General features: G+C 63.8%; 23 protein-coding genes and 1 tRNA gene. 7 read left to right on the forward strand and 17 right to left on the reverse strand.

Annotated features, from left to right (window positions below; genetic code table 11):
- Window positions 1–25 precede the first annotated feature (25 nt).
- On the reverse strand, window positions 26–850 hold the full coding sequence (locus AC4D1W_RS11240; protein ID WP_490891541.1) for an undecaprenyl-diphosphate phosphatase: 825 nt from the start codon (window positions 848–850) through the stop codon (window positions 26–28).
- A gap of 50 nt (window positions 851–900) precedes the next feature.
- Here AC4D1W_RS11240 and AC4D1W_RS11245 point away from each other — a divergent pair, with 50 nt between their 5' ends.
- Window positions 901–1,836 carry an aldo/keto reductase gene (locus tag AC4D1W_RS11245; RefSeq protein ID WP_490891540.1) on the forward strand — a complete coding sequence of 312 codons (936 nt, stop codon included), beginning with the start codon at window positions 901–903 and terminating at the stop codon, window positions 1,834–1,836.
- 23 nt (window positions 1,837–1,859) lie between these two features.
- Here the strand turns inward: AC4D1W_RS11245 and AC4D1W_RS11250 are convergent, their stop codons facing one another.
- The gene (locus tag AC4D1W_RS11250; RefSeq protein ID WP_490891539.1) at window positions 1,860–2,105 is read right to left on the reverse strand and encodes a hypothetical protein; all 246 of its coding nucleotides are present in this window, start codon (window positions 2,103–2,105) and stop codon (window positions 1,860–1,862) included.
- A gap of 41 nt (window positions 2,106–2,146) precedes the next feature.
- Between AC4D1W_RS11250 and AC4D1W_RS11255 the strand changes: the two genes are divergently transcribed.
- On the forward strand, window positions 2,147–2,380 hold the full coding sequence (locus AC4D1W_RS11255; RefSeq protein WP_490891538.1) for a DUF5703 family protein: 234 nt from the start codon (window positions 2,147–2,149) through the stop codon (window positions 2,378–2,380).
- Between the two features lie 10 nt (window positions 2,381–2,390).
- On the opposite strand, the gene AC4D1W_RS11260 is transcribed toward AC4D1W_RS11255, so the two are convergent.
- Together AC4D1W_RS11260 and AC4D1W_RS11265 are read right to left on the reverse strand one after the other, a co-directional pair.
- Window positions 2,391–3,509 (reverse strand): acyl-CoA dehydrogenase family protein, encoded by a 1,119-nt coding sequence (locus tag AC4D1W_RS11260; RefSeq protein ID WP_490898780.1) that lies wholly within the window; start codon window positions 3,507–3,509, stop codon window positions 2,391–2,393.
- A gap of 39 nt (window positions 3,510–3,548) precedes the next feature.
- A complete protein-coding gene (locus AC4D1W_RS11265; RefSeq protein ID WP_490898781.1) occupies window positions 3,549–4,850 on the reverse strand; it encodes a M20/M25/M40 family metallo-hydrolase in 1,302 nt (433 codons plus the stop codon).
- A 183-nt stretch (window positions 4,851–5,033) separates the two neighbouring features.
- Here AC4D1W_RS11265 and AC4D1W_RS11270 point away from each other — a divergent pair, with 183 nt between their 5' ends.
- Window positions 5,034–5,636, forward strand: a complete 603-nt coding sequence (locus AC4D1W_RS11270; RefSeq protein ID WP_490891535.1) for a DUF6318 family protein — start codon at window positions 5,034–5,036, stop codon at window positions 5,634–5,636.
- 110 nt (window positions 5,637–5,746) lie between these two features.
- Here AC4D1W_RS11270 and AC4D1W_RS11275 read toward each other — a convergent pair whose 3' ends face one another.
- The 6 genes from AC4D1W_RS11275 to AC4D1W_RS11300 all read right to left on the reverse strand — a co-directional run bounded on the left by AC4D1W_RS11275 (window position 5,747) and on the right by AC4D1W_RS11300 (window position 12,528).
- A complete protein-coding gene (locus tag AC4D1W_RS11275) occupies window positions 5,747–6,757 on the reverse strand; it encodes a 1-aminocyclopropane-1-carboxylate deaminase (RefSeq protein WP_490898782.1) in 1,011 nt (336 codons plus the stop codon).
- A gap of 678 nt (window positions 6,758–7,435) precedes the next feature.
- Window positions 7,436–7,519 (reverse strand) — tRNA-Leu (locus tag AC4D1W_RS11280).
- 85 nt (window positions 7,520–7,604) lie between these two features.
- Window positions 7,605–8,828 carry a kynureninase gene (gene kynU / locus AC4D1W_RS11285; protein ID WP_490898783.1) on the reverse strand — a complete coding sequence of 408 codons (1,224 nt, stop codon included), beginning with the start codon at window positions 8,826–8,828 and terminating at the stop codon, window positions 7,605–7,607.
- Between the two features lie 87 nt (window positions 8,829–8,915).
- Window positions 8,916–9,845 carry a MaoC family dehydratase gene (locus AC4D1W_RS11290; RefSeq protein WP_490898784.1) on the reverse strand — a complete coding sequence of 310 codons (930 nt, stop codon included), beginning with the start codon at window positions 9,843–9,845 and terminating at the stop codon, window positions 8,916–8,918.
- Complete coding sequence (locus tag AC4D1W_RS11295; protein ID WP_490898785.1) at window positions 9,845–11,185, reverse strand: 3-oxoacyl-ACP reductase; 1,341 nt, start codon at window positions 11,183–11,185, stop codon at window positions 9,845–9,847. The genes AC4D1W_RS11290 and AC4D1W_RS11295 overlap by 1 nt, the downstream gene beginning before the upstream one ends.
- Window positions 11,186–11,187: 2 nt before the next feature.
- Entirely contained in the window at window positions 11,188–12,528 is a 1,341-nt protein-coding gene (locus AC4D1W_RS11300) for an acetyl-CoA C-acetyltransferase (protein ID WP_490898786.1), read from the reverse strand.
- Window positions 12,529–12,666: 138 nt separating this feature from the next.
- Here AC4D1W_RS11300 and AC4D1W_RS11305 point away from each other — a divergent pair, with 138 nt between their 5' ends.
- Window positions 12,667–13,365 carry a TetR family transcriptional regulator gene (locus AC4D1W_RS11305; protein ID WP_490898860.1) on the forward strand — a complete coding sequence of 233 codons (699 nt, stop codon included), beginning with the start codon at window positions 12,667–12,669 and terminating at the stop codon, window positions 13,363–13,365.
- A complete protein-coding gene (locus AC4D1W_RS11310; protein WP_490898787.1) occupies window positions 13,362–15,449 on the forward strand; it encodes an acyl-CoA dehydrogenase family protein in 2,088 nt (695 codons plus the stop codon). The genes AC4D1W_RS11305 and AC4D1W_RS11310 overlap by 4 nt, the downstream gene beginning before the upstream one ends.
- Here the strand turns inward: AC4D1W_RS11310 and glgA are convergent.
- Window positions 15,446–16,639, reverse strand: a complete 1,194-nt coding sequence (glgA, locus tag AC4D1W_RS11315; RefSeq protein ID WP_490891778.1) for a glycogen synthase — start codon at window positions 16,637–16,639, stop codon at window positions 15,446–15,448. The genes AC4D1W_RS11310 and glgA overlap by 4 nt on opposite strands.
- A gap of 79 nt (window positions 16,640–16,718) precedes the next feature.
- Between glgA and glgC the strand changes: the two genes are divergently transcribed.
- On the forward strand, window positions 16,719–17,966 hold the full coding sequence (gene glgC, locus AC4D1W_RS11320; protein ID WP_490891776.1) for a glucose-1-phosphate adenylyltransferase: 1,248 nt from the start codon (window positions 16,719–16,721) through the stop codon (window positions 17,964–17,966).
- Between the two features lie 47 nt (window positions 17,967–18,013).
- On the opposite strand, the gene AC4D1W_RS11325 is transcribed toward glgC, so the two are convergent.
- Genes AC4D1W_RS11325 through AC4D1W_RS11335 form a run of 3 tightly spaced genes read right to left on the reverse strand, consistent with a single transcriptional unit; the run spans window position 18,014 to window position 21,376 of the window.
- Window positions 18,014–18,865 carry a transglutaminase family protein gene (locus AC4D1W_RS11325; protein ID WP_490898788.1) on the reverse strand — a complete coding sequence of 284 codons (852 nt, stop codon included), beginning with the start codon at window positions 18,863–18,865 and terminating at the stop codon, window positions 18,014–18,016.
- Window positions 18,862–19,788: an alpha-E domain-containing protein gene (locus AC4D1W_RS11330; RefSeq protein WP_490891527.1), complete on the reverse strand. Its 927-nt coding sequence runs from the start codon at window positions 19,786–19,788 to the stop codon at window positions 18,862–18,864. The genes AC4D1W_RS11325 and AC4D1W_RS11330 overlap by 4 nt, the downstream gene beginning before the upstream one ends.
- Complete coding sequence (locus AC4D1W_RS11335) at window positions 19,781–21,376, reverse strand: circularly permuted type 2 ATP-grasp protein (protein WP_490898789.1); 1,596 nt, start codon at window positions 21,374–21,376, stop codon at window positions 19,781–19,783. Before AC4D1W_RS11335 ends, AC4D1W_RS11330 begins: the two co-directional genes overlap by 8 nt.
- 118 nt (window positions 21,377–21,494) lie before the next feature.
- Here AC4D1W_RS11335 and pepN point away from each other — a divergent pair, with 118 nt between their 5' ends.
- Window positions 21,495–24,161 (forward strand): aminopeptidase N, encoded by a 2,667-nt coding sequence (pepN, locus tag AC4D1W_RS11340; protein WP_490898790.1) that lies wholly within the window; start codon window positions 21,495–21,497, stop codon window positions 24,159–24,161.
- On the opposite strand, the gene lplAB is transcribed toward pepN, so the two are convergent.
- The 3 genes from lplAB to AC4D1W_RS11355 all read right to left on the reverse strand — a co-directional run bounded on the left by lplAB (window position 24,096) and on the right by AC4D1W_RS11355 (window position 26,436).
- Window positions 24,096–25,169 (reverse strand): lipoate-protein ligase LplAB, encoded by a 1,074-nt coding sequence (gene lplAB / locus AC4D1W_RS11345; protein ID WP_490898791.1) that lies wholly within the window; start codon window positions 25,167–25,169, stop codon window positions 24,096–24,098. The genes pepN and lplAB overlap by 66 nt on opposite strands.
- A 95-nt stretch (window positions 25,170–25,264) precedes the next feature.
- A complete protein-coding gene (locus AC4D1W_RS11350; RefSeq protein ID WP_490891523.1) occupies window positions 25,265–25,519 on the reverse strand; it encodes a type B 50S ribosomal protein L31 in 255 nt (84 codons plus the stop codon).
- Between the two features lie 122 nt (window positions 25,520–25,641).
- Window positions 25,642–26,436, reverse strand: coding sequence for a TrmH family RNA methyltransferase (locus AC4D1W_RS11355; RefSeq protein WP_490898792.1), 795 nt, complete (start codon window positions 26,434–26,436; stop codon window positions 25,642–25,644).
- Window positions 26,437–26,438: the final 2 nt, after the last annotated feature.

The following is a 26,438-nucleotide window of genomic DNA, read 5'->3' on the forward strand; positions in this document are numbered from 1 at the left end:
CCTCCCAGAGGACCAGGAGGGATCGCTACGCGGAAATGACACCGAAGCCGAGGAGCAGGAAAATCACCAATCCGAGTCCAATTCGATACCACACAAAGATTCCGTAGCTTCGGGTCGATACGAACTTGAGGAACCAACCGATGATCACATACCCCACCCCGAACGCGATGATTGTTGCGAGAAGCGTTTCGAGGGCACCGTAGGGGCCCGGCGTACCGGCGCTCTTGTACAGCTGGTACAGGCCACTGCCGAAAACTGCGGGAATCGCGAGCAGGAACGAGTATCGGGCCGCACCCTCCCGGGTATAGCCCATCAGCAGACCGGCAGTGATCGTTCCGCCTGAGCGTGACACACCTGGAACGAGAGCCAGCGCCTGCGCCAGGCCGTACAGGATTCCGTGCTTGTACGTCAGGCGGTCGAGGGTGAGCCGCTGCCGCCCGACGGCATCTGCTGTGGCGAGGATCACGCCGAAAATCACCAGCATTGTGGCCACCAGCCACATGCTCCGGAACGTGCTTTCAATTTGGTCCTGAAACAGCAGCCCAAGGACGACGATCGGGACGCTGCCGATGATAACGAGCCAACCCATCCGAGCATCCGGGTCATCGCGCGCAACCTTGCCGGTAAGGGAACCGAACCATGCACTGATGATGCGGAGGATATCCCGCCAGAAGTAGACAATCACCGCGGTTTCGGTTCCAAGCTGGGTGATGGCGGTGAAGGCGGCCCCCGGGTCCTGTTCCCTCGGAAGCAGCTCTCCGGCGATCCGCAGGTGTGCACTCGATGAGATTGGCAGGAATTCGGTAAGCCCCTGAACAAGGCCCAGAACGGCCGCTTCTATCCAATTCACAAGTTAAGACCCTACGTCACCGTTTCGAACGCAGGCTTTAGGCTTGGCGTATGCAGTGGCGAAAAGTGGGTGGCAGCGGGCAACTGGTATCCGTGCTCGGGCTTGGAACAATGACCTGGGGCATCGACGTCGATGAGGAAGCAGCGCGGGAGCAGTTACGCCTGTTCGTGGAAGCCGGCGGAACCCTGGTAAGCACTGCCGCACGATTCTCTGACGGGCAGGCAGAGGCTGTACTCGGTTCACTGCTGGGCGACGTTGTTGCCCGTTCCGAGGTGGTTCTTGCCGTACTCGGCGGCATTCCGCGCCACTGGTCCGAGGGCCGTCTTGACGCCTCACGCAAAGGTCTGCTTGATTCGCTCGACGCCTCCCTCTCACGGCTGGGAACGGACAGCGTCGATTATTGGATGGCCCCGGCGGCTGGCGCAGAGGTACCTGTCGACGAGACTCTGGCCGCGCTGGAGTGTGCCTACCGCTCGGGGCGCGCCCGCTATGTGGGTGTGACCAACTACACAGGCTGGGAACTGGCCCGGCTGTGTTCCACAGCGGGTTTCCCAGTCTCCGTTCATGAAACTGAGTATTCCCTGCTGAACCGACGTGCCGAGGACGAAGTGGTGCCGGCGTCGGGCGCATACGCTGTGGGAACTTTCGCCTGGGCACCGCTCGGACGTGGTGCACTGACGGGGAAATACCGTTCGCAGCTGCCAGCCGATTCCCGCGCTGCGTCGGACGACTGGGCCGGGTACCTCGAACCGTACCTGGCCGGCCGGGCCGCTCGAATCACCGATGCGGTATCAACTGCTGCCCGCGGACTGGAACTTTCACCTGCGGAGGTCGCGCTTCGCTGGCTGCTTCATCGGCCATCGGTCGCCTCGGCTCTGCTCGGGACACGTACGGGAGCACAGTTGAAGGAACTTCTGGGATGCTCGCAGGAACCGCTGCCCGCGCAGATATCGGAGGCGCTCGACGAGATCTCTGCGCCCCGCTAGCTGATCAGGTGGTGGGAAGTCAGTCAGGAACCGCTGACTGCTTCCCCTTCTACTTCTTCCTCTTCGTCGTCTTCGTAAATGACGAGCGGGGTCACTTCACCGTAAGCGTCGTACAGCGATTCCTCGTAGGCCTCAAAGGAATCCGCGATCGAAAGATAGGCAGACTCGACTGCCGGGTCATCGTCTCCCCTGCGCGATGCTGCCGCGGCGAGGTGTTCTTCCAGTGCGGAAACCAGCGATTGCAATGCGACACGCGGATCGATGCTCATGGTCTAGACGTTATCGGTAAAGTGAAGCAAATTGGAGGGAAATGCGCGAACAATTTCTGAACTCAACCGCCATTCGGGAACGTGACTACGGCCGCCAGTATGAGTACCTCGTAGTCACCATCAGCGCGGGCGAACCGCTGTCTGCGGCACGCCAGCTCCTCACCGAGCACGCGGAGTACGGCAAGTGGGAACTGGAGCGTAGCTGTATCTATATCGGCGGCCACCGGAGGTTCTGGCTCAGGCGAAAGGTGCTGCGGGTGCAGCGTACGGCCTGATCAGCAGGCACTAATCCTGCTGTTCCGGTCCCAACCATGCGCTCGCGACCGTCCGGCGCGCTGACTCCAGGCTGGAGGGGTGGAAGGAACCAGCTGCCACGTCCCGCGACAGGCGGCTGATTTCGCTGTCGTTGAAGTAGCCCCTGCCGCCGGATAATGACACCGCAGCGTCCACCAGCTCGCGGGCGACCCCGGTGGCGTGAATCTTGAGGGACACCAACTTGGCGAACCAACGGTCCCCGTGATCGACGCCGGCATCGAGGTCTGCGGTAAGCATCCGGACATGGGCGTCGAGTGCCTCCCACCTCATTCCCGCGTCCGCTACCGTTGCCCGCACCCCGGGTCGCGATGCGACGGGAAGGCCGTCCAACCCCGGAGGGCGCTGAAGCGGAGCCTGCGCCGACAGCTCAAGAGCGCGGTCCGCTACGCCGGCGTAGACGGCGCTGATCAGCGTCTCGAACGCGGCGAAAATTGCAAAGACGAGCGGGTCCGCGTTTGGTCCGACCGGCAAGTGCCGGAAGATCCGCTTCTGTGGGATCACGACGCCGTTCAGACGTGTTGTGTGCGATTGCGTCGCCCGCATCCCGACGGTGTTCCAGTCCTCGACAATCTCGACGCCGGCCGAGCCCCTGGTGATGAAACCGTGGATGAGCTCCTCACCCTCCCCGTCCGCACTCTTGCCGACGACGCCGAGGCGCGTCCACACAGGCGAGAGGCTGGTGAAGATTTTGGTGCCGGTGAAGGCGTAACCACCGTCCGCCCGCTGCTCAGCGACGGTCCTTGAATCGAACAGCACTGCATCATTACCGGGCTCGGACAGACCGAAAGCGAACACCTCACCTGCGGCGGCCTCGCTGAGAATAAAGCCGAGCGATGAGTCGCCACCCTGCTCAAGGAGCCGTGCTACCCCTGTCCAGACCAGGTGCATATTGACCGCAAGGGCGGTTGCCGGAGCCGCCGCCGCCAGCCTTCGCTGGCACGCAACCGCCGCCGCCATGCCCACGGCTGCCCCGCCGTCGTGCTCGGCGCAGAAGAGACGCAGATAGCCGCGTGAGACGAGCTCGTCGAAATCCTCTCGGCAGAACACGTTGCGGGCGTCATAATCGACAGCGCGCGCGAAAACGGTCAAGAAGGTCTGCGGGAAGGATCTCTTCGGCGACGGATAACATCAGCTGTTCGTGAGCAGCCTGTTAAGCACACGCGCCCCGAAGCGGAGGGAGTCGGTGGGAACTCTTTCATCCACGCCATGGAACATGCCCGTGAAGTCGAGATCATCGGGCAGCCGCAGCGGAGCGAAGCCGTAGCCGGTGATGCCGAGCCGGCTCAACGACTTGTTATCGGTGCCGCCTGAAAGCGTATATGGCAGAACCTTGGCACCTGGGTCCTCAGCAAGCAGCGAGTCCACCATGCGGTCAACCAGGTTACCGGCGAACGGCACCTCAAGGGAAACATCCTTGTGGGCGTAAGTGACGTCCACAGACTCTCCTGCAAGGGACTTGATGGTCGCCAGTACCTCTTCCTCCTGCCCCGGGAGCGTGCGGACGTCAATGAGCGCTTCGGCGCTGCCGGGAATGACGTTGTGCTTGTAGCCGCCCTTCAGGACAGTCGGGTTGGAGGTGTTCTGCAGGGTGGCGCCCACAAAGCGGGCAACTGTGCCCAGTTCCTTCAGGATTGTCTCGGGGTTGTCGGCGTCGAACTCGACGCCGGTGAGTTCCGTGACGCCGTCCAGGAACTGGCGCGTGGTGGGCGTCAACTCGACGGGCCACTGGTGCTCGCCGATCCGCGCCACTGCCCGGGCGAGCTGTGTGACCGGGTTGTCGGTGTTGATCTGGGATCCGTGACCGGCACGGCCGTGCGCAACCAGACGAAGCCACGAGATACCCTTTTCCGCCGTCTGCAGCAGATACGTGCGCTGACCACCGATCGTTGCAGAGAAGCCTCCGACCTCCGAGATAGCTTCCGTCGCGCCGTCGAACAGTTCCGGCTTGTTATCCACCAGCCACGAGGCGCCGTAGTTTCCCCCTGCTTCCTCGTCGGCGAAGAATGCAAAAATCAGGTCGCGCTTGGGCCGGGTGCCCTCGCGCTGCATGGACCGAAGGACCGAGAGGATCATGGCGTCCATATCCTTCATGTCCACCGCGCCACGACCCCAGATCAGTCCGTCGCGCTCCTCTGCACTGAAAGGATCGACGCTCCAATCCTCCTTCTGCGCGGGAACTACGTCCAGGTGCCCATGAACCACCAGGGCGGGAAGGCTCGAGTCGCTGCCCGTAATCCGGGTCAGAACCGAAGCCCGCCCGGGAGCTGATTCGAACAGTTGCGCCTCCAGGCCAACTTCTTCGATGAGCCCGGCCGTATATTCGGCCGCCTTGCGCTCCCCCGGTCCTTCGTTGTCGCCGAAGTTCGAGGTGTCGATTCGGATGAGGTCGCGGCAGATCCGGACGACTTCATCTTCAGGGGCGACGCCCATGGCAGACCTCCATTGGTAGTAGGTAGGTAGGACCAGCCTACCGATGCCAGGCGCAGTCGATCTCCGATTGCTGTGATTTGCACCACGTTGGGCGCCTCTTTGACTCTTGTTGCCTCAGGCTACGGCTAGTCTGTTGGGCGTCGGCGCCAATCAGGCGCGTAAATTACCTTCCCTGGGGAGAACATGAAGACCATCAAGATCGCGGCCACCGCCGCCGTCGCCCTCGCTGTGCTGGCCGGCTGTGGTGAGTCGACCGACTCCGCCGCCACACCATCGAATCCGGCGCCAGCGCCTGCAAGCTCGACCGCACCCGCGCAAAATATTGCCGAGCCGGCAGTCAACGACCTCATGAGCTCGCCGACCGCGGACGGGGCGAAAGCGTTCCTGCACCATGTCTTCCAACTCAAGTCCTACGCTCTGCAGACCGGTGATATCGAACCGCTGCTCGCCACTTTCGACGGGGCAGACGCAGCGGTTGCTGATGCGGAAACAGTCAAGGCCATCTACGACGATGGCGGCTGGGTCCTGGGTGGGCAACCCAAAGTGAAGCAGATCCTCGTTACGACTCCTGCCGACGAGGTTGCCGAGGGCGTGGAGGTTGACGCACTGATTCCCGTCAACCCTGATGCCTACACGGCATTCAACGAGGCCGGCGAAGTAGAGGAGACCCGTCCGTTTGATTCGGCCGGCTCCCTTTACTCGGCCACCGTTGTCTACTCCGACGGCGCCTGGAAGGCGACCTACCTCGAAGAAACGCCGGACGCCGAGCTGCCTGCCGCTGAGTAGGACCTGCACGCTGCACGGTTGCACCCGCTCACCGCTTCCTGCGGAGAGCGGGTGTTCTCGTTTGGGGACGACAGGCTTCAGCTATTGGTGCCGCTTCCGGGTAGCACCTGCTAGGAGCGAAACAGCCCGCTATACGCATTCAGTGCGAGTTGACCGCCGAGGTGGGCGTACAGGACATTGCTGCCGGCCGGGATGTCGCGGCTCTTCACCAGGTCGATCAGCCCGGCCAGCGATTTGCCCTCGTACACCGGGTCAGTGATCATGGCTTCCAGTGAGGCGCCAAGCCTTATTGCTTCCAGGGTGGATTCGACGGGAATCCCGTAGAGGTCCCCGGCCCAACCCTCCATGACGTTGATCTCGTCGTCACGGAGTTCACGGCCCAGCCCGATCAGCTCCGCAGTATTCCGTGCGATGCGTTCAACCTGCTCCCGCGTTTTCTGGAGTGTCGCAGAGGCATCAATCCCGATTACCCTGCGCGGCCGGTCCTGGCCGGCGAACCCTGCGATCATGCCTGCGTGAGTGGACCCGGTAACCGTGCAGACGACGATGGTGTCAAAAAAAACACCGAGTTCGCACTCCTGCTTTTCGACCTCATACGCCCAGTTCGCGAAGCCCAGTCCCCCGAGTTTATGGTCCGAACCGCCGGCGGGAATGGCGTAGGGCGTCCCCCCGGCCGTTTTGACCTCTTCAATGGCGTTCTGCCAGCTGCTGCGTATTCCAATGTCGAATCCGGCGCGGTCGAGGCGCACATCGGCGCCCATAATCCTGGAGAGCAGGATGTTTCCCACGCGATCAGACAGCGGGTCCGGCCATTCGACCCAGTTCTCCTGGACGAGTCGCGCCTTCATGCCCAGTTTCGCCGCCACAGCAGCGACCTGCCTGGTGTGGTTCGACTGATACCCGCCGATGGACACCAACGTATCCGCCCCCTGCGCGATCGCATCCGGGATGAAGTACTCCAGCTTGCGGGTCTTGTTGCCGCCGAAGGCCAGGCCGCTGTTCACGTCCTCTCGTTTCGCCCAGATCTCGGCACCGCCCAGGTGGGCAGTGAGCCGCGGGAGGTGATGAATCGGGCTCGGCCCGAACGTCAGGGGGTACCGCTCAAAGTCAGTGATGGCCATCGGGGATTCCTTCTTCAAGTCCGGCATTACATGGGCGCGCTGCGGCAACTCTCCAGCCTGTCTAGGTGCACGGGGGAGCAAGTATTTCACAGGCCGGCGAGCGCCCCAGCAGGTCGTCGCGGCGATGCACGAGTTGGCGGCGCGATTATCGGCGCGGGAATTTCGACAGCCCGGTAATCAGGGAAGTCCGGGAACAGACAGCACCCGTCATTCGTCACATCGGGCGGATGCGTTTCGGTACGTTCCCGGCGCGGCCCCTAGGAGGCTTCGGCTTCTTCGCGTGGGGCCTCCCAGACGGTGACCGTCCTGTGTCCGGGATGCAGGTAGGTGTGGTTTTGCGCAATGACCGTTTCGGTCCTCGTCGTTGAAACCGTCCATGTACCCGGACAGGTCTTGCACTTGATTGTTCCCATATCCGCCCCAAAAACTAGTCCCACTCCGATGCAGGATTTCAGCATCCACCGCTATTGGCAAGGCGGTCAAGCACTTCTCCATCTGATGGAGATACTTGAGGTGCTCTTGAGGTTACCTTTCAGTAACCGCACGGCGGACAGGGCCGGTCTGACACGGGGACACTCTGTGGGCGTCAGCGGACAACTATCAGCACCCGCGTGGTTGGACACGGACCGAGCATGGTTTTGGGCACAAAAAAACCCCGGAAGACCGGGGTTTTTGTTGTGCGCGGAGGGGGACTTGAACCCCCACCCTCAATAAGAGGACTAGCACCTCAAGCTAGCGCGTCTGCCATTCCGCCACCCGCGCAGGTGGTGATTTCGAGCTTCAAAACTCTCGAAAGCAGCGAGAAAAACTCTAACACGATCATGGCCCAAGAGTTTAATCGGGGCGCTCACTGCAGCTTCTCCGCGATCGCCCGAATACCGACAAACGTCTCCTCGAACGACGTCGACAGCGGCGACAGTCCCAGACGGAGTCCGTGGGGGTTACGGAAGTCCGGGATGACGCCACCGCTCCAAAGCGCGGGGAGGATCGTTTTGAATGACGGATGATCGATCGTTATGTGGCTTCCGCGCTGCCCGGGATCACGAGGTGAAGAAACCTTCACTTCATCGGCACCCATCAGTTCCTCTACGGTGTCGATCGCGAAGGACGTGAGCTTCACCGACTTCGCTCGGACTGCCTCCATGCCGGCATCTTCAAGGACATCCAGCATGTCCTGCAGCGCAAGCATTCCAAGGATTGGCGGAGTACCGGACACCATGCGGCGGATCCCTTCCGCCGGCTGGTAACCCGATCCCATCCCGAACGGGTCTGCGCTTCCCAGCCAACCCTGGATGGGCTGAGAGAGGTCGGCGAGATGCCGCCGGGCAACGTACGCCCACGCGGGCGCCCCCGGGCCGCCGTTGAGGTACTTGTAGCTGCAACCTACGGCGAAATCTGCCCTGCAGGCGTCCAGTTCCACCGGGACTGATCCCACCGAGTGGCTGAGGTCCCACACAATGAGCGCTCCGGCATCGTGAGCCAGCCGGGTGATCGCCTCCATGTCGGCAATGTGGGCGGAACGGTAAGCAACATGGCTAAGGACGACGACGGCCGTGTTCGGGCCGAGTGCCTCACCCACCTCCTGTGGGGCGGGGCCGGCGTCGTAAGCTGCGTCCACCCAGCTAATGCTCAACCCGCGGTCGGTCGCTATGCCCTCCACGATGAAGCGGTCGGTGGGGAAGTTGTCGCGTTCAATGACGATCTCGGTACGGTCAGGCCGTGCCGCGAGGGCGGCGCGGATGACTTTGTACAGCAGCACGCTGGTGGAATCAGCCACTACGCACTGGCCTGCCTCAGCGCCAAGGGTGATGCGGCCGATCCTGTCCCCCACCTTCTGCGGGAGCTGCAGCCACTGCTCATCCCAGCCGCGGATGAGCCGACCGCCCCACTCCTTACGAACAAACTCCGTGAGGCGTTCGGTCGTCACCTTGAGCGGCCGGCCGAGGGAGTTGCCGTCGAGGTACGCCGCAATCGCTGTATCGTCATGACCTTCGAAGCGGGACCGGTACGACGCGAGTGGATCTTGAGCATCGAGGTCACGGGCGAGACCGAGCCTGGAGTCGTCATTCATGAGATCAGTGTAGGTGGGCCGGAGGCGGCTCCTTCGGCTACACGAAGGAGCTGGCTTCCCCGCGGACTTCAAGGAGTGGTCATGCAGCTATCTCGCAATCGTGTCGCCGTCCAGCCTTTCCAGGCGTCCGGAGAAATGCGTACGAGGGCGGCGCGGATCCCACGCGGTCACGCTCGCGCTCTGCCACTGGGCAGTGGAAGACCTGTCCACGTCTGCAGAGATGAATACCCTTGACGGCAGGGTGACGGGCGCACGGAACTCCACGGTCCAGCGGAAGGGTGATGCCTCTCCCGGACCTGCGTCCGCTGCCATACGGGAGGCGAGGTACATCCCGTGGGCGATCGGTCGCTTCATTCCCAGAGCCCTCGCTGACAGGACGCTCAGGTGGATCGGGTTGTAGTCCCCGGACACCGCCGCATACCGGCGCCCGGCGTCCTTGGCCAACGACCATTCGCCCGTTGGGTAGTCCGGCGGTTCTTCCGTTCCATTCCCGGACTCTGCAGCCGCGGCCACGGAATCCGAGCCGGTGACGGCCGAATGAATACCCTTCGCCAGGTAGGTTGACCGGCCCTTCCACACTGGCTGGGAAGCACTCTCAACATCGACCACCACGTCTACCTGGGTGCCGCTGCGATGCGGCAGCAGGTTCTCCACCCATGCGGTAACACTCAGGCGTTCATCGAGCGCGATCGGACGCAGATGATGGATCTCGTTGCGGAGGTGGATCATGCCGAGCAGCGGCAGCGGGAAATCCGGGCGCGCAAGAACGCTGACGGCCACCGGAAACGTGAGGATGTGGATGTAGCCGGAAGGCAGAAACTCGCCCTGCGGCCGGCCCATCAGCTCTTGGAATTCACCGACCTTCTCCGGCGATGCCGTGAGGTTCTCAAGCCGATGCGTGGCGCCCGGCAGGCCGAGGACGCCGTTTTTTCGGTGCAGACTCTCACGTGCGGAGCGGGCCAGGGCCTTCGCATAGAGAGGGGTAAGGCGCGGCGGGGTCTGAAGCACACGGTCCATCACGCACCCACAAGGTTTTGCCCGCAGACGCGCAGCACCTGGCCGTTGATTCCGGCAGCACCGGGGGAAGCGAGGAAGGAAACCGCTTCAGCCACGTCCAACGGAAGGCCGCCCTGCTGCAGGCTGCTGAGGCGACGCGCGAGTTCGCGGGTGGCGAATGGGATTTTCGCCGTCATATCCGTCTCGATGAATCCGGGGGCCACGGCGTTGATCCTGCGTTGTGAGCCTTCCATTCCGTCGGCCGTTGCGCGGACCATGCCGATGACCCCGGCCTTGGACGCGGCATAATTTGCCTGACCGCGGTTGCCGGCGATCCCGCTTGTCGATGCGAGGCACACAATACTGCCGTCCGTGCTGAAATCGTTCGACGCCAGCAGTTGCTCGTTGATCCGCAGTTGCGACTCCAGGTTGACAGCCAGGACCGAGTCCCAGCGGGCCGAATCCATGTTCACCAGCAGCCGGTCCCTCGTGATGCCTGCGTTGTGAACCATGATGTCGAGACCTCCGTAGCGGACCGCAGCGTGGTTGAGGATCCGTTGTGCGGCATCGGGCGCGGTGACATCGACCTGCAGGGCGGTGCCGCCGACATCATTCGCCACGCGAGCGAGCTGCTCCCCCGCCGCCGGCACATCCACGGCGATGATCTGTGCCCCGTCGCGCCGGAGTACCCTGACGATCTCCGCCCCGATTCCACGGGCTGCTCCAGTGACCACTGCGGTACGACCGGCAAGCGGCGCCTCAGGGCTCAGGCGTTCTTCCCCATCAGCGGAACTCACAAGGAGGAACTGCCCGTCGACATAGGCGCTCTTGCCGGAAAGCAGGAATTCAAGGGCTGCACTCACACCGGGCGCGGTCGCCTCGACTCCGGCACCGAGGAGGATGCCGTTCGCCGTCGCACCTCCCCGCACTTCCTTGCCGACGCTCCGAAGGGCGCCATCGACTGCGTGCCGTGCGGCGGCAGTCTCCGGCCGGCCGCTGGTCCCCGCGGGCCGGGAGACGGTGATGATGCGCCCACCGGGGAGGAGCTGACGGAGTACCGAGCCGAGCTCAAGGAAGATACTCGAGAGGTCGGTGGGGTGTGCGAGGTCGTCGAGCACGACGACGGCAGCCCCCAGTTTCTCTTTCGGCGGTACGTGCCTGCGTACATCTTGGTTCCACCCGAGCAGGGTCGACGCGATGGCCTGGGTGGCAGTAGAACCACCGAGCACCAGAACGGGTCCCGGAACAAGCGGTGCCCCCGGTACGTATCGGCGCAACGGGACGGGACGCGGTAGACCGGCCGCTTTGGCGACCCTGCCGAAGGGCTGGGCATTGACGAGTTTGAGGTAAGTGTCCGCCATGATCAGCGTGCTTCCAGAATCGCGACTACGCCCTGACCACCGGCGGCGCAGATGGAGACGAGCCCTCGCCCGGAACCTCTTTCAGCGAGCGACTTGGCGAGCGACGCCACGATGCGCGCACCGGTTGCTGCGAAAGGGTGCCCAGCGGCGAGTGATGAGCCGTTGACATTGAGCTTGGTGCGGTCAACCTTTCCAAGGGCCCCCGGCAACCCGAGTTGGGTGCGGCAGAAGTCGTCGTCCTCCCAGGCGGCGAGGTTACTGAGAACGGTGCTGGCAAAGGCCTCGTGAATCTCGACGAAATCGAAGTCCTCGAAGGTCATGTTGTTTCGCTCCAGCAATCGCGGCATGGCGTAGGCCCCCGCCATGAGGAGTCCTTCCTTGCCATTCACGAAGTCCACAGCCGCTGCTTCAGCGTCCACGACATTTGCCAGCATGGGGAGGTTGTGCTCTCTTGCGTACTGCTCCGAGCCCAACAGCACCACCGCTGCGCCGTCAGTCAACGGGGTGGAGTTGCCGGCGGTCATAGTCGCCTCGGCCGTCAGATTGCGGCCGAATACGGGCTTGAGCGATGCCAGCTTCTCAAGGGAGGTGTCCGCCCGCAGGTTGCCGTCCCGGGACACCCCCCGGAAGGGCGTGACAAGGTCATCGAAGAATCCACGGTCGTAGGCAGATGCCATGTTCTTGTGGCTGGCCAGCGACAACTCGTCCTGCGCCTCGCGGCTGATCTCCCAGCGCGCGGTGGTGATCGCCTGATGCTCCCCCATGGACAGTCCGGTCCGCGGTTCCGAGGTTGTGGGTGCATTGGGCTTGAGATCTGCCGGACGGAGCCTGCTAAGAGCGGCGAGTTTCTGGGGTGTGCTCCTCGCGCGTGAAAGATTGAGCAACACCCGCCGCAGCCCTTCACTGACCACCACGGGAGCGTCCGAAGCGGAATCGACCCCGCCGGCGATCGCCGATTCTATCTGGCCAAGCTTGATCTTGTTGGACAGTCCGACGACGGTCTCAAGGCCGGTTGCGCAGGCCTGCTGCACATCGTAGGCAGGCGTGTCGGCGGCGAGCGCGGAGCCAAGCACCGCCTCCCGGGTGAGATTGAAGTCCCGGGAATGCTTCAGCACGGCGCCGGCGGCGACCTCGCCGATCCGTTCGCCCTGCAAGCCGAATCGAGCGACGAGGCCGTCCAGCGCCGCCGTCAGCATGTCCTGGTTGGAGGCGTAAGCGTACGGTCCCCCGGCACGGGCAAACGGGATTCGGTTTCCCCCGATGACAACGGCGGCCCTTGGCTGCCCCGTGCTGCCACCATTGCGCTCCGGTGTGGGGTTCGGTTGAAGGGGAAGAGTGTTCACTGTTGCTCCTTGGCTGGCGCGTGTGCGTGGATCGGAGGGCGGAACCCTGCAAGCCCGCGTCTGGGGGCATGCTGATGCCAGTTATCGATACCCAGCGTACCTGATACGCTGGGTATCGTGAATCAGCTGATAGCACCCGTGAGGCATTCCGCTATTGACGGGAGAGCCAGCAGGTGGTCAAAGCATCGCGAAGCCAGGCGGGTCGCGCTGATAAAGACCGCCCGTAAGGCAGTACACCGGATCGGTCCCGGCGCTTCCATGGAGGACATCGCTTCCGCAGCGGACACCTCGAAGTCGGTTTTCTACCGATATTTCGGAGATAAGGCCGGGTTGCAGCGCGCCATGGGCGAAGTTGTTGTCGGGCGGATGCAGGAGCAGTTGATCGAAGCCGCTAGGAAAGCCGGCACCCCCAGGGAGGGGCTGCGGGCCATGGTTTCGGCGTATCTCCAAATGGCTGAGTCCTCGCCGAACGTCTACGTTTTCGTTACGCAGGCAGCTCCGGAACCCGGGTCTGCGCTTGAGGGCTCCTCTACGCTCAGTTCCTTCTTCGACGCGATCTCCGCGATGCTTGCCAGCCCCATGGAGAGCTATCTTGCTGAGGAGCCGTCAGCTACCGTGCCGCGGCCGCTCGCGCTGTGGCCCCGTGCGGCGATCGGCATGGTCCGCGCCGCCGGAGAGCAATGGCTTTCCATGCCTTCGGGCCCCGACCGCCCCAGCGAATCCGACCTCGCGGACGCCATCACTACCTGGCTTTTCGATGGGATCGCAGCAGCCGTGCCGCAGGTCTCCCTCGCCGATACTCCCCTCCGCAGCCCACGTTCGAAGGACGACTCATGACCCAAACAACAACGCGTCCCGAATTCTCGGTACCCGCAACCCTTCCGATTCACGACGACGACGCCGCCGTCGTGAACGTCGCAGCACTTGGCGAGCAATTGCTGGGGCGATGGGCGGACACCCGCCGAACGGCGCGCGCGCTGGTCGCTGACCCGGCACTCCACAAGGTGGAAGGTGCCTCCTGTGCGGAGGCTCGTGAGCGGTGCCTGGACCAACTCCATCTCCTGGTTCAGACCAAGGCAGTCCACCGCGCCTTTCCCTCATCGCTGGGCGGGTCCGATGACCACGGCGGCAATATTGCCGGATTCGAGGAACTGGTTGTCGCAGACCCTTCGCTCCAGATCAAGGCAGGTGTCCAGTGGGGACTGTTCGGAGCCGCCGTACTGCACCTTGGCACCGAGGAGCACCATTGGCAGTGGATACCGGGCATCATGGATATGGACATTCCCGGCTGCTTCGCGATGACCGAGACCGGGCACGGATCAGACGTCTCCAGTATCGCCACCACCGCTACATTCGAGCCGGAAAGCGACGAGTTCATACTCCACACGCCGTTCCGCGCCGCGTGGAAGGACTACATCGGCAACGCCGCGAAAGATGGCAAGGCGGCGGTGGTGTTTGCCCAGCTGATCACCCGCGGTGTGAACCACGGCGTCCATGCCTTGTACGTGCCGTTGCGTGATGACGAGGGGAATTTCCTGGAGGGAATCGGCGGCGAAGACGACGGGCTCAAGGGCGGACTGAACGGCATCGACAATGGACGGCTGCACTTCACCCACGTGCGGGTCCCCCGGGTGAACCTGCTCAACCGGTATGGGAACGTCAGCGAAGACGGGACATACACCTCGCCGATCGAATCACCGGGCCGCCGGTTTTTCACGATGCTCGGAACGCTCGTGCAGGGTCGGGTTTCCCTGGACGGCGCTGCTGTCGCAGCCAGCAAACTGGCGCTGAAGGCGGCAATCCAGTATTCGGTTGAGCGCCGCCAGTTCACCACTGGCTCGGAGTTGTCCGAGGAGGTTCTGCTCGATTATCAGCTCCACCAGCGCCGCCTTCTCCCCCTCCTCGCGACCACTTATGCCGCATCATTCGCGCATGAGGAGCTGCTCGAGAAACTGGACGGTGTGTTCTCGGGTGAGCATGACACGGATGAGGACCGCCAGGATCTCGAGACCCTCGCAGCGGCGCTGAAGCCGCTGTCCACCTGGCACGCGCTCGACACCCTGCAGGAATGCCGGGAAGCCAGCGGAGGAGCAGGCTTCCTCACAGAGAACAGGTACACCTCCCTGCGCGCCGATCTCGACGTGTATACAACGTTCGAGGGCGACAACAATGTCCTGCTCCAGCTCGTTGCCAAGCGGTTGCTCGCCGACTATGCCAAGGAGTTCCAGGGCGTCGATTTCGGTGTACTGGCGAGGTTCGTAGCAACCCAGGCCGCCGACCGCACCCTGCACCGAACAGGCCTGCGCCGAGTGCTGCAGACCGTCGTCGACACCGGTTCCGAGCGAAAGTCGGCGATCGCGCTGCGTGATGAGGAGACCCAGCACGAGCTTCTCTGTGGACGTGTTGACGCCATGGTCGGTGAACTTGCGGGTGCCCTGCGGGGCGCGCGCCGACTCCCGCCGGCGCAGGCTGCCGCAGTGTTCAACCAGCACCAACACGAACTGATCCAGGCGGCACGTGCCCACGCGGAACTGCTGCAGTGGGAGGCGTTCACGGCGGCGCTCGCCGAGACCGAAGACACCGGCACACGGCAGGTGCTGACCTGGCTCCGCGACCTGTTTGGGCTCTGCCTCATCGAGGACAATCTGGGCTGGTACCTGATGAACGGCCGGCTCTCGGCCCAGCGCGCCCGGACGCTTGGCCCGTACATCAACCGGCTGCTCCTGAAGCTGCGCCGCCACGCCGTCGACCTGGTCGACGCGTTCGGTTACGGTCCGGAACACCTCCGCGCAGCCATCGCGACCGGCGCCGAACACGAGCGGCAGGAAGAGTCCCGCAACTACGCCCGGATCCGGCGGGCCGGCCCCGATGCACCGCTGGACGAGAAAATCCTCATCGCAAGGAAGGCCGAAGCGGGCTAGAGAACCGAACGGTAGACATTCAGTGTGGACTCCGCGATGGAGTCCCACGAGAAGTGCTCCTCCGCCCGAATGCGTCCGCGCTTGCCCATCGCGCGGGCGCGCTCGGGATCCGCAACCAGCACATTGAGGGCGTCGGCGAAATCGTTCACGAACCCTTCCGGGTCCAGCGGAGTCCCTGTGCCGTCCTGGACCTGTTCGAGGGGAACAAGAGTGCCGGTGACGCCGTCGTCGACCACCTCCGGAATTCCGCCCGTTGCACTTGCAACAACGGCTGCTCCGCACGCCATGGCCTCCAGGTTAACGATCCCAAGCGGCTCATAGATTGACGGGCAGGCAAAGACAGTGGCGTGACTGAGCACCTGGATGAGCTCGTCCCGCGGAAGCATGCGTTCGATCAGGATCACCGAACCGCGTCTCGCCTGCAAGTCGTCGATCAGGCGCGCAGTCTCTGCTGCGAGTTCCGGCGTATCTGCGGCGCCGAGGCACAGCACCAGCTGGACATCGGCGGAAAGCTTCGCAGCGGCGCGCAACAGGTACGGCACGCCCTTTTGGCGAGTATTCCTGCCAACGAAGACCACACTCGGACGGGCAGGATCGATGCCCAGCGCCCGGATGGCGTCGTCATTGCGGTCCGGCGTCCACGCTTCGGTGTCAATACCGTTATGGACTACCTGGACGCGCGCCGGATCAACGTCCGGGTAGCAGCGCAGGATGTCCTGGCGCATACCGTCCGAGACTGCGATGACAGCGGCAGCTGCCTCGTACGCTGTCTTCTCAACCCAGGAGGAAAGGGCATAGCCGCCGCCGAGCTGCTCCGCCTTCCACGGACGCAACGGCTCCAGACTGTGAGCGCTGAGCACATGCGGTATTCCGTGCAGCAGCGAGGCAAGGTGGCCGGCCATATTGGCGTACCAGGTGTGGGAGTGCACAAGGTCTGAGCCGCTGATGCCCTGCAGGATGGACAGATCGGTTCCCAGGGTCTGGACCGCGGCGTTCGATTCGATGAGTCCGTCCGGCACGCCGTAGGTGCTCACACGCGCCCCATGATAATTGGCGGGACGCGGCGCACCGAAGCAGTGCACGTCCAGCTCGACACGCCCGGCAAGCACGCGGGCCAGTTCCGCGACGTGAACACCTGCGCCGCCGTAGATTTCGGGCGGGAACTCTTTCGTCACAATGTCTATTCGCACGTTTCCAACGTAGTGCAGGCCGGGCGAGTCCTCTAGTGTGAGTCGCAAGAGGTCATACTCAAGGACGAGCGGAAGGGGAATAACCGTGGCAGCCAAAAAAGTGCTCGCGGTGGTAATGGCAGGCGGCGAAGGAAAACGGCTCATGCCGCTTACAGCGGACCGGGCAAAACCCGCAGTTCCGTTCGCCGGAAGCTACCGCCTGATAGATTTCGCCCTGTCCAATGTGGTCAACTCCGGCTACCTGCAGATTGTAGTGCTCACTCAGTACAAGTCGCACAGCCTGGACCGGCACATCTCCGAGACCTGGCGGATGTCCACCCAGTTGCAGCAGTACATCGCGTCTGTGCCCGCCCAGCAGCGGCGGGGCAAGAGCTGGTTCCTGGGCAGCGCCAACGCCATCTACCAGTCCCTGAACCTGATCCACGATGCCCGCCCGGACATCGTGGTCGTGATCGGCGCCGACCACGTCTACCGGATGGATTTCGAGCAGATGGTCCAGGCGCACATCAAGAGCGGTGCCTCGGTGAGCGTCGCGGCAGTGCGCCAGCCGCTGCACCTCGCCGACCAGTTCGGCGTGATCGAGGTCGATTCGAAGGACCCCGGCCGCATCTCTGCCTTCGTTGAAAAGCCCTCCTCCACGCCGGGTCTTCCCGATGACCCGGACAGTTTCCTGGCCTCCATGGGTAACTATGTGTTCAACACCGATGCGCTGATCGAGGCGTTGGAGATCGACGCCGCACGACTGAACACCAAACATGACATGGGCGGCGACATCATTCCGCACTTCGTGGAGCGTGGGGATGCGGCCGTGTATGACTTCACCACCAACGACATTCCCGGCTCAACCGACCGGGACAGCCAGTACTGGCGCGACGTCGGGACGCTCGACTCCTACTACGACGCCACCATGGACCTCATCACTCCACTGCCGCTGTTCAACCTCTACAACCTTGAGTGGCCCATCTACACCCGCCAGAGCATCTCCCCGCCCGCCAAGTTCGTGCGCAGCGCCACGGGCGTCTCGGGGGTTGCACACGATTCCATCGTGTCCAACGGCGTGGTCATCTCGGGCGGCTCCGTGCAGGGGTCGGTTCTGGCCACGGATGTGTTCGTCGATGAAGAGGCGGACGTGACCGGTTCGGTGCTGCTGGATCACGTGACGATCGGTGCAGGAGCAGTGGTTCACAAGGCGATCATCGACAAAAACGTCTACGTTCCGCCGGGCGCAAAGATCGGTATCGACCGCGAGCTCGACCTCAGCCGAGGCTTTACGGTAACCGATTCAGGTCTTACCATCCTCAGCAAGGGCCAGGTGGTGGAGGGTTAACCGGAGAACCGGTACCCCCACCGCCGGGCATCCGGCACTCCGTCCGGTCAGGCGACGCGGGTGATCTCAACCGTCACGTTGAGAGTCGACCCGCCGCCGCCGGAGAGGATCCCCTTCAGCGGCGAGACATCGCGGTAATCACGGCCGCGGGCAACTGAAACGTGGAAGTCGCTTACCGGGCCGCTGTTGGTCGGATCCCAGCCGCGCCATTCGCCGTCCCACCACTCGACCCAGGCGTGTGACTGGCCGGCTACCGCTTCGCCGACGGCCGCAGTCCTGCGCGGGTGGAGATACCCCGAGATGTACCGGGCCGGAATGCCGAGGCTCCGCAGCGCTCCGATCGCAACGTGCGCAAGGTCCTGGCAGACGCCCTGGCGTTCGGCCCACGCTTCACGCGCGTTGGACTGCACACCGGTGACCCCCTGCACGTACTGCATCTCACCCTTGAGCCAGTCGAAGACCGAATGCGCGGCGGCATGCGGATCCTGCCCCGCGACGACATCCTTCACCAGGGCGCGAATCTCAGCGTCCGGCTCAGTCAGGTGTGTGTCGGGAAGCCAATCGGCGAAGTCGTTTACGACGGCGTCAGACGCTAGCTGCTCCCAGCTCGTCACTTCCTCCGGAGACGGGATGCGTTCGGTACGGCTCACCTCGACCAGCGTCCTGGCGGATACCTCCAGCCGGTCGTGCGGAACGTGCACGTCGAACGAGGTGACACGGGTTCCCCAGTAGTCACGGTAGGTGGCCATCGAGGCGCCGGACGGATTGAGGGCGATGGTGGACTCGAGCACCACCTGCTGCGAATCAGTCAGCGGCGTCATGCGCGCTTCGTTGTAGGACAGCGACACACGGCGCAGGTAGTCGTAACCGGTCCGGTGTTCAATCAGCAAGCGGGTCATGAGACCTCCCCAACCCAGGACAGCTCCGCTTCCTGCGAGAAGTATGTGCGCGAGACGGCATCGGAGGCACGTGCGCACGCTTTCTGGACTCTTTCCATATGCTCGGGCAACTCCAGCATCAGGTCATCCGTCTGGTGGAATTCGAGGAAAGTACGTGCCTGGCCGACGATGCGGCTGGCGTCGTTGATGAAGCCGACGCGCTGGTAGGCGGGATTCAGGTTCGTCAGGCATTTCTCGGCGTCGCTCAGTGCATAAACGATCGAGCGCGGGAACAGCCGGTCCAGGAGCAGGAACTGCGCTGCGTGCTGCTCGCCGAAGGAGGCGCGCCGGGTGCGGAGGAAGGACTCGTATGCGCCGGCACAGCGCAGCATGTTCACCCAGGACAAACCGGATGCATGGACGTCCCTTGTCGAGAGCATTCGGGCGGTCATGTCCGCCCGTTCGAGGCTCCTTCCCAAAACAAGGAACTGCCAGCTCTCGTCATGGCTCATGGTGGTGTCCGAAAGCCCTCGAACCATGGCGGTGCGTTCAATGACCCAGTGACAGAAGCGGTAGGTGCCCACCACGTCCTTCCGGTGCTGGGTCAGCCCGTACCAGGTGGTGTTCAGGCCTTCCCATACGCTGCCCGATACCGTCTCCCTGGCTCGGCGCGCATTCTCGCGTGCGGCGCCGAGGGCACCGGCAATCGAGGTGGTGCTGCTCCGGTCGAACGCCAGCGCTTCAAGTAGCTCGGGCAGGCCGAAGTCCTCGGAATCGGGGCGGCTACCCATGACTCCGAGCAGCTGGCGTGAGACGTCCCGCTGGACGGGACGCGGCATCTGGTTCAGCCGCTCAAGGTGGACGTCGAGGATCCGGGCGGTGCCGTCAGCACGCTCGACGTACCGACCAATCCAGAACAGGGACTCTGCGATTCGGCTAAGCATCGGCCGGCACCTCTCCCTCGCCATTGTGCTGCTGTTGCTGTTGCTGTTGCTCCGGCTGCCGATCCCGCCAGCCGGACTCAACGGGCCAGACGCTGACCCGCTCCTGTCGGGGCTCCACTTCCGAAGGAGCCGGGGCGCTGTCCGACTGGCCGTCGACCACCCAGGTGTCCTTAGACCCGCCACCCTGGCTCGAGTTCACGATGAGGGAGCCCTCCTTCATCGCCACCCGCGTCAGCCCGCCGGGAAGGACCCACACGTTCTCGCCGTCGTTCACTGCAAAGGGACGCAGATCGACGTGGCGGGGACTGAACTGCCCACCGGACATGGTGGGCACCGTGGAAAGCTGCAGGACAGGCTGGGCAATCCAGCCTCGCGGGTCCGCGAGGATGCGGCCGCGGAGGGCCTCGAGCTCATCTGCCGACGCGTCGGGGCCGATGACCAGACCCTTGCCGCCGGATCCGTCCACCGGCTTCACGACCAGTTCGTCGAGCCGATCGAGCACCTCCTCGCGGGCTTCCGGCTCCTCGAGACGAAACGTATCAACGTTGGCGATAATCGGCTCTTCGCTGAGGTAGTAGCGGATCAGGTCCGGCACGTAGGTGTAGACCAGCTTGTCATCGGCGACGCCGTTGCCTACCGCGTTCGCGATGGTCACCATGCCGGCACGCGCCGCATTGACTATCCCGGGACAGCCAAGGACGGAATCCGCGCGGAACTGCAGCGGGTCGAGGAACTCGTCGTCGATGCGTTTGTAGATTACGTCCACACGCTGTTCGCCGGCGGTCGTGCGCATGTACACCCGGTTGCCTCTGCAGATGAGGTCGCGCCCCTCGACCAGTTCCACCCCCATGAGCCCGGCCAGTAGTGTGTGTTCGAAATATGCCGAATTGAAGACGCCCGGCGTAAGCACGACGACGGTTGGATCCTCCACCCCCGGCGGCGCCGTTTTCCGCAGGGCGGCGAGCAGGCGGCGAGGATATTCCTCGACAGGGCGGATGTGCTGCTGGCCAAACGCTTCAGGCAGGCCCTTGGCCATGGCGCGCCGGTTCTCCAGCACGTAGCTCACGCCACTGGGCACCCGGACGTTGTCCTCGAGAACGCGGAAAGTGCCCTCGTCATCGCGCACCACGTCGATACCGGAAATGTGTACGCGCACCCCGCCCGCGGGGTCGAAGCCGGCCGCCTCCCGGTGGAAATGTGCCGACGAGGTGATCAGGCGACGGGGAATGACGCCGTCGCTCACCACGGTCATCTTGTCGTAGATATCGTTCAGGAACGCTTCGAGCGCGCGGACCCGCTGGGCGACGCCGCGCTCAAGCTCCTCCCAGTCCGAACCAGCGATGACCCGCGGCACGATATCGAGCGGGAAAGGCCGCTCCTCCCCCGCGAAATCGAACGTCACGCCACGGTCGAGGAAGGTCCGCGCCATCGAATCCGCCCGAGCGGTCACGTCCGCAAGGTTGAGCTCCCCGAGGGCGGCCGCCACGGGCCGATACTCGGCGCGCGCCTGGTTCACGCCGTCGAACATTTCGTCATAGGCGACAGAACGGCGGGCGGCGGTTGCGTAGTCTGCAAAGAGCTCGGACATGGCTCCACATTGCCATGCATCGGGCGCGAATACCTACCGGCACGGTGTACGGCCGTGTCATGAACAGGCCGCCCCATCCGGTCGGCCCGTGCCACGCGGGCCGTGGTTGAATAAACCGGTGCACAACGAGAATCTGCGTCGCGATGAGGCGGCGCGCCGGTCAGCAATCATCAGCATCCACAGCTACGACGTCACTCTGGACCTGCGCACGGCCGAGGACAATGAGAGCACCGGGTTCGCTTCTCGAACAGTCCTGACCTTTGCATGTTCATCGCCCGGCGCCGACACGTTCCTCGACTTCATCCACTCCGGCGTGGACGCGGTCACCCTCAACGGCACTTCCCTGGACCCGGCTGAAGCAGTCGACGGAGCACGCATCGTTCTGCCCAACCTGGCGGCGCACAACACGGTGGTCGTCGAGGGAACGGCACTCTACAGCCGCAGCGGTGAAGGGATGCACCGTTTCCAGGACCCCGCCGACGGTGCCACCTACCTCTACACCCAGTACGAACCGGCCGACGCACGCCGCGTCTTCGCATGCTTCGAACAGCCCGATCTCAAGGCATCGTTCACTTTCCACGTTCGCGCTCCCGCGTCGTGGACCGTTGCGTCGAACGGGGCCGAAAGCGCTTGTGACCAACACGACGACGGCTCAGCCACCTGGCACTTCCAGCCGACCGAGCGCATTTCCACCTACATCACGACCGTGCTGGCCGGCCCGTACGCCTCCGTGACGGACGAATGGACCGGCATCGTCGGCGACGGCCAGGTGCTGACCATTCCGTTATCCCTCTTCTGCCGGCGGTCGCTGAGCGACCACCTCGACGCGGTGCGCATCTTCGACACCACCCGGCGCGGACTCACCTACTTCCACGACCTGTTCCGCTATCCCTACCCGTTCGGCAAGTACGATCAGGCGTTCGTCCCGGAATACAACCTCGGCGCCATGGAAAACCCCGGTCTGGTGACCTTCACCGAGTCCTACGTGTTCACATCGCGGGCGACCCACGCCCAGTACGAGGCGCGCGACAACACGATCATGCACGAAATGGCGCACATGTGGTTCGGCGACCTCGTGACCATGACCTGGTGGGATGACCTGTGGCTGAAGGAATCATTCGCCGACTTCATGGGCGCGCTCGCCGTTGCCGAGGCACTCGATTCGGCCACGTCCTGGGTCACCTTCGCTACCCGCAGGAAGGGATGGGCGTATCTTCAGGACCAGCTGCCGTCCACCCATCCGATCGTCGCCGACATAGTCGACCTGGAGGCGGCGAAGCTCAACTTCGACGGCATCACCTATGCCAAGGGCGCGTCGGTGCTCAAACAGCTTGTCGCCTACGCCGGGTTCGACGCATTTGCCTCCGCGGCGCAGTCCTACTTTCGCAATCACGCCTTCTCGAATACGACACTCAACGACCTCCTGGCAGAACTGAGCGCCGCCTCGGGCCGGGACATGTCGGACTGGGCGCGGCGGTGGCTGCAGACCTCCGGGGTGCCTCAGCTCACGGCCGAGGTGGAAACGGACGACGACGGCGTGTACACCTCAGTGGCGGTCCTCCAGGAGGCGCGTGACCCTGTCACTTTCAACGCCGCCCCGCTCCCGCACAGTGTCCGCGTGGGGCTCTACTCCCTGGACCCGAACGGCCGCCTGCTACGCACCGGCTCCCACAGCGTCCTGGTGGACGGGGACCGCACCGAAATCGCCGCACTCGAGGGACTCCCGCAACCCGATCTGCTGCTCATCAACGACGACGACCTCACCTACGCGAAGCTCGTGTTCGATGAGCGTTCCCTGGCGACACTCCTGTCATCGGCCGATCGACTTGAGGAACCATTGGCGAGGGCAGTATGCCTGGCCGCGCTGTGGTCTTCGACCCGGGACGCCCTGCTAAGCGCAGCGGACTACGTGGAGGCGGTGGAGCGGACAGCGCCCGGCGAAGAGGCCATCGGCATTCTTCAACAACTGCTGCAAAACGCGCGGCAGGCAATCGAACGCTTCGCACCTGCGACAGTGCGGCCGGCCCTGCGCGAGCGGTTCGCAGCCTTCCTGGTGGACGGTTTGAGGACCGCCGAACCCGGTTCCGACCATCAACTGGTGTGGGCGCGGGCCCTCGCTGCCATCACCCGGAAAACCGCAACGCACGGGCCTCTGTTGCGTGCGCTGCTTGAGGGGACAGACCCGGTTGAGGGCCTGACGATTGACGACGAACTGGGATGGCAGTTCTGGCAGGCCCTCTCCGCCCAGAACCTGGCAACGGTCGACGAGCTTGAAGCTGCGCTGCAGCGCGACCATACTGCGTCGGGACGTACCGGCTTCACCACCGCCTGCACCGCGTTTCCCAACGCTGCTGTCAAGGCCAAGGCCTGGAAGGAGGCGGTGTTCGGGAATCGCCTGTCCAACGAGCTTCTCAGCGCCACCATCACCGGCTTCAAGGAGGGTCCCGCATCGCTGCATGAACCGTACGTGGATGCTTACTTCCGGGAGATTGACCGTGTCTGGCGCGAACTGCCGATCGAGATGTCGGCCCGGATTGTGCGCGGGCTGTATCCGGGCGACCAGGACCTCGAGGCAGGCAGCGCACCGGAGGCCCACCCGGTTCTGGTCCTGACTGACTCCTGGCTCAACGAACATGCTGATGCTCCGCAGTCGCTGCGGCGCATTGTGCTGGAGGAGCGCGATCATCTGGTGCGCGCACTGCGCGCCCAGGCAGCCGACTCAGGGAACCCTGAAGAGCCACTCGTTGGTTCCGAACTTCTCTTCCACCAGCGACTCCGCCGCTGAAATCTCCGCGGGTTGCAGTGTTCCATCCACCGCCCCGTAGCGTTCGCGGAAGGTATCGCTGAGCACACGGATGATCTCTTCCCGGGCAAGTCCGGTCTGCCGGCGGAGTGGGTCTACCCGCTTCTTGGCGCTCTTGATTCCCTTGTCCGAAAGTTTCTCGCGCCCGATCCGCAGCACCTCGAGCATCTTGTCCGCGTCTATGTCGTACGACATCGTCACGTGATGAAGCATCCCGCCGTTGCCCAGCCGCTTCTGTGCAGCGCCGCCGATCTTGCCGAGATCCGTCGCGATGTCGTTCAGCGGCTGGTACCACGCGGAGATACCGATCTTTTTCAGCCCTTCCATCACCCAGTCGTCGAGGAACGGGTAGGAATCAGCGAAGCTCATTCCGTCCACAAGCGATTGCGGAAGGTAGAGCGAGTAGGTGATGGCGTTTCCGTGCTCCATGAACATAGCTCCCCCGCCGCTGATGCGGCGGACCAGGCTCACGCCGTGGCGACGGACGGCGTCGGCGTCGACCTCGTTGCGCACGGACTGGAAGCTGCCGATCACCACCGACGGGCTTTCCCACTCCCAGAAGCGCAGCGTCGGGTTCCTCTGACCCGTACCCACCTCACGGGTCAGCACTTCGTCCATGGCAACGTGCATCGCCGTCGGGAGCGGGGTGGGACCGATGATTTCCCACTGATGGTCCGCCCACGCGGTGGCCTTTCCGACTGCGCGCCGGAGGGCCGTGGCTACTGCTTCAGGAGAGAAGCCGAACAGTTGGGCATCCGGGCGCAACCCCTGCCTGACCGCTGCTGCAAGGTCACCTGGCGGCGTCCCGGCGGGCAGGCCCTCGAGGGCGGCGTTTATATCGTCGAGGGCCTCGTCCGGCTCCAGGAAGAAATCCCCGTTCACCGATACCCCGCTAAGTCTGTCCTCGACCACGTCGACGTCGACCACGACCAGCTTGCCGCCGGGGACCTTGTATTCCCCGTGGTGCCCCCGCACGGGCGCCTGCTCCATAATCTTCCCGCTCCCTGGTTCGGTTACATGGGCTTAAACTACTGGGCCCGAACCGGATATTCCGGTTCGGGCCCAGTAGTAAACCACAGGACGAACTACTTCTTGCCGAAGCCCTTGAAGCGCTGGTTGAAGCGCTCGACGCGGCCGGCCGAGTCCATGATGCGCTGCTTGCCGGTGTAGAACGGGTGCGACTCCGAAGAGATTTCCACCTCTACCAGCGGGTAGGTGTTGCCGTCCTCCCATTCGACCGTCTTGTCAGAGGTGACGGTTGAGCGGGTCAGGAAAGACTTCTCAGAAGCGAGGTCGCGGAAAACGACCGATGCGTACTTGGGGTGGATTTCAGACTTCATAGTGGTACCTTCTGTAGTTGCCTGGATTTTGCCAGACACCGGTGGTTTGAAAGTTGGCGGCCCTTGGGCCAGCAACCAACTCTACCGCACGCGCGCCGGAACAGCGAAAGCCCCGCTGGTGGTCAGCCCGCGACCGGTCGGCATTCCCAGAAAGCGACGGCGCCTGCCGCCGCCACGTTGAGCGAATCCACTGCCGGGTTCATAGGGATGCGGACGCTGAGGTCCGATTCTTCGAGGGTCTGCCGCGACAGGCCCTCGCCCTCCGTCCCAAGAATGAGTGCCAGCCGGTCCGGGTTCCGCCGGGACAGTTCCTGCAGCTCGATCGACCGGGGCTCAAGGGCCAGCGCCGCCACCAGGAACCCGAAACGGCGCAGGGTCCCGATACTCCCCGGCCAGGATTCCAGCCTCACCCAGGGGACCTGGAAAACAGTCCCCATGCTCACCCGGATCGCCCTGCGGTACAGGGGGTCAGCGCAGCGCGGCGTCACGAGCACCGCGTCCACTCCGAGCGCCGCAGCTGAACGGAAAACCGCTCCGAGGTTGGTGTGGTCCACCATGTCCTCGAGGACGGCTACGCGATGCGCGTTCTGCAGCACATCGTCCAGTTGAAGCGGGGCAGGGCGGTTCATGGCCGCCAGTGCTCCGCGGTGGAGATGGAAGCCGGTGATGTCCTCCAGAACCGACTCAGAGCCGACGTATGCCGGCACATCGGGGAAACGGGCGAGGACATCCTCGAGATCCGGCAGCCATTTGTCCGTCAGGAAGAAGGACCGTGGCGTGTGTCCGGCGTCGATGGCGCGCCGGAGGACCTTAGTGCTCTCGGCGATGTAGAGACCCTCCGCCGGCTCCCGGCGCCTGCGAAGCTGGGTGTCCGTGAGGCCGGTGTAGTCGCTGACCCGTGGGTCTGATGCGTCCACGA

Source organism: Arthrobacter sp. TJ-170 (assembly GCF_058269305.1).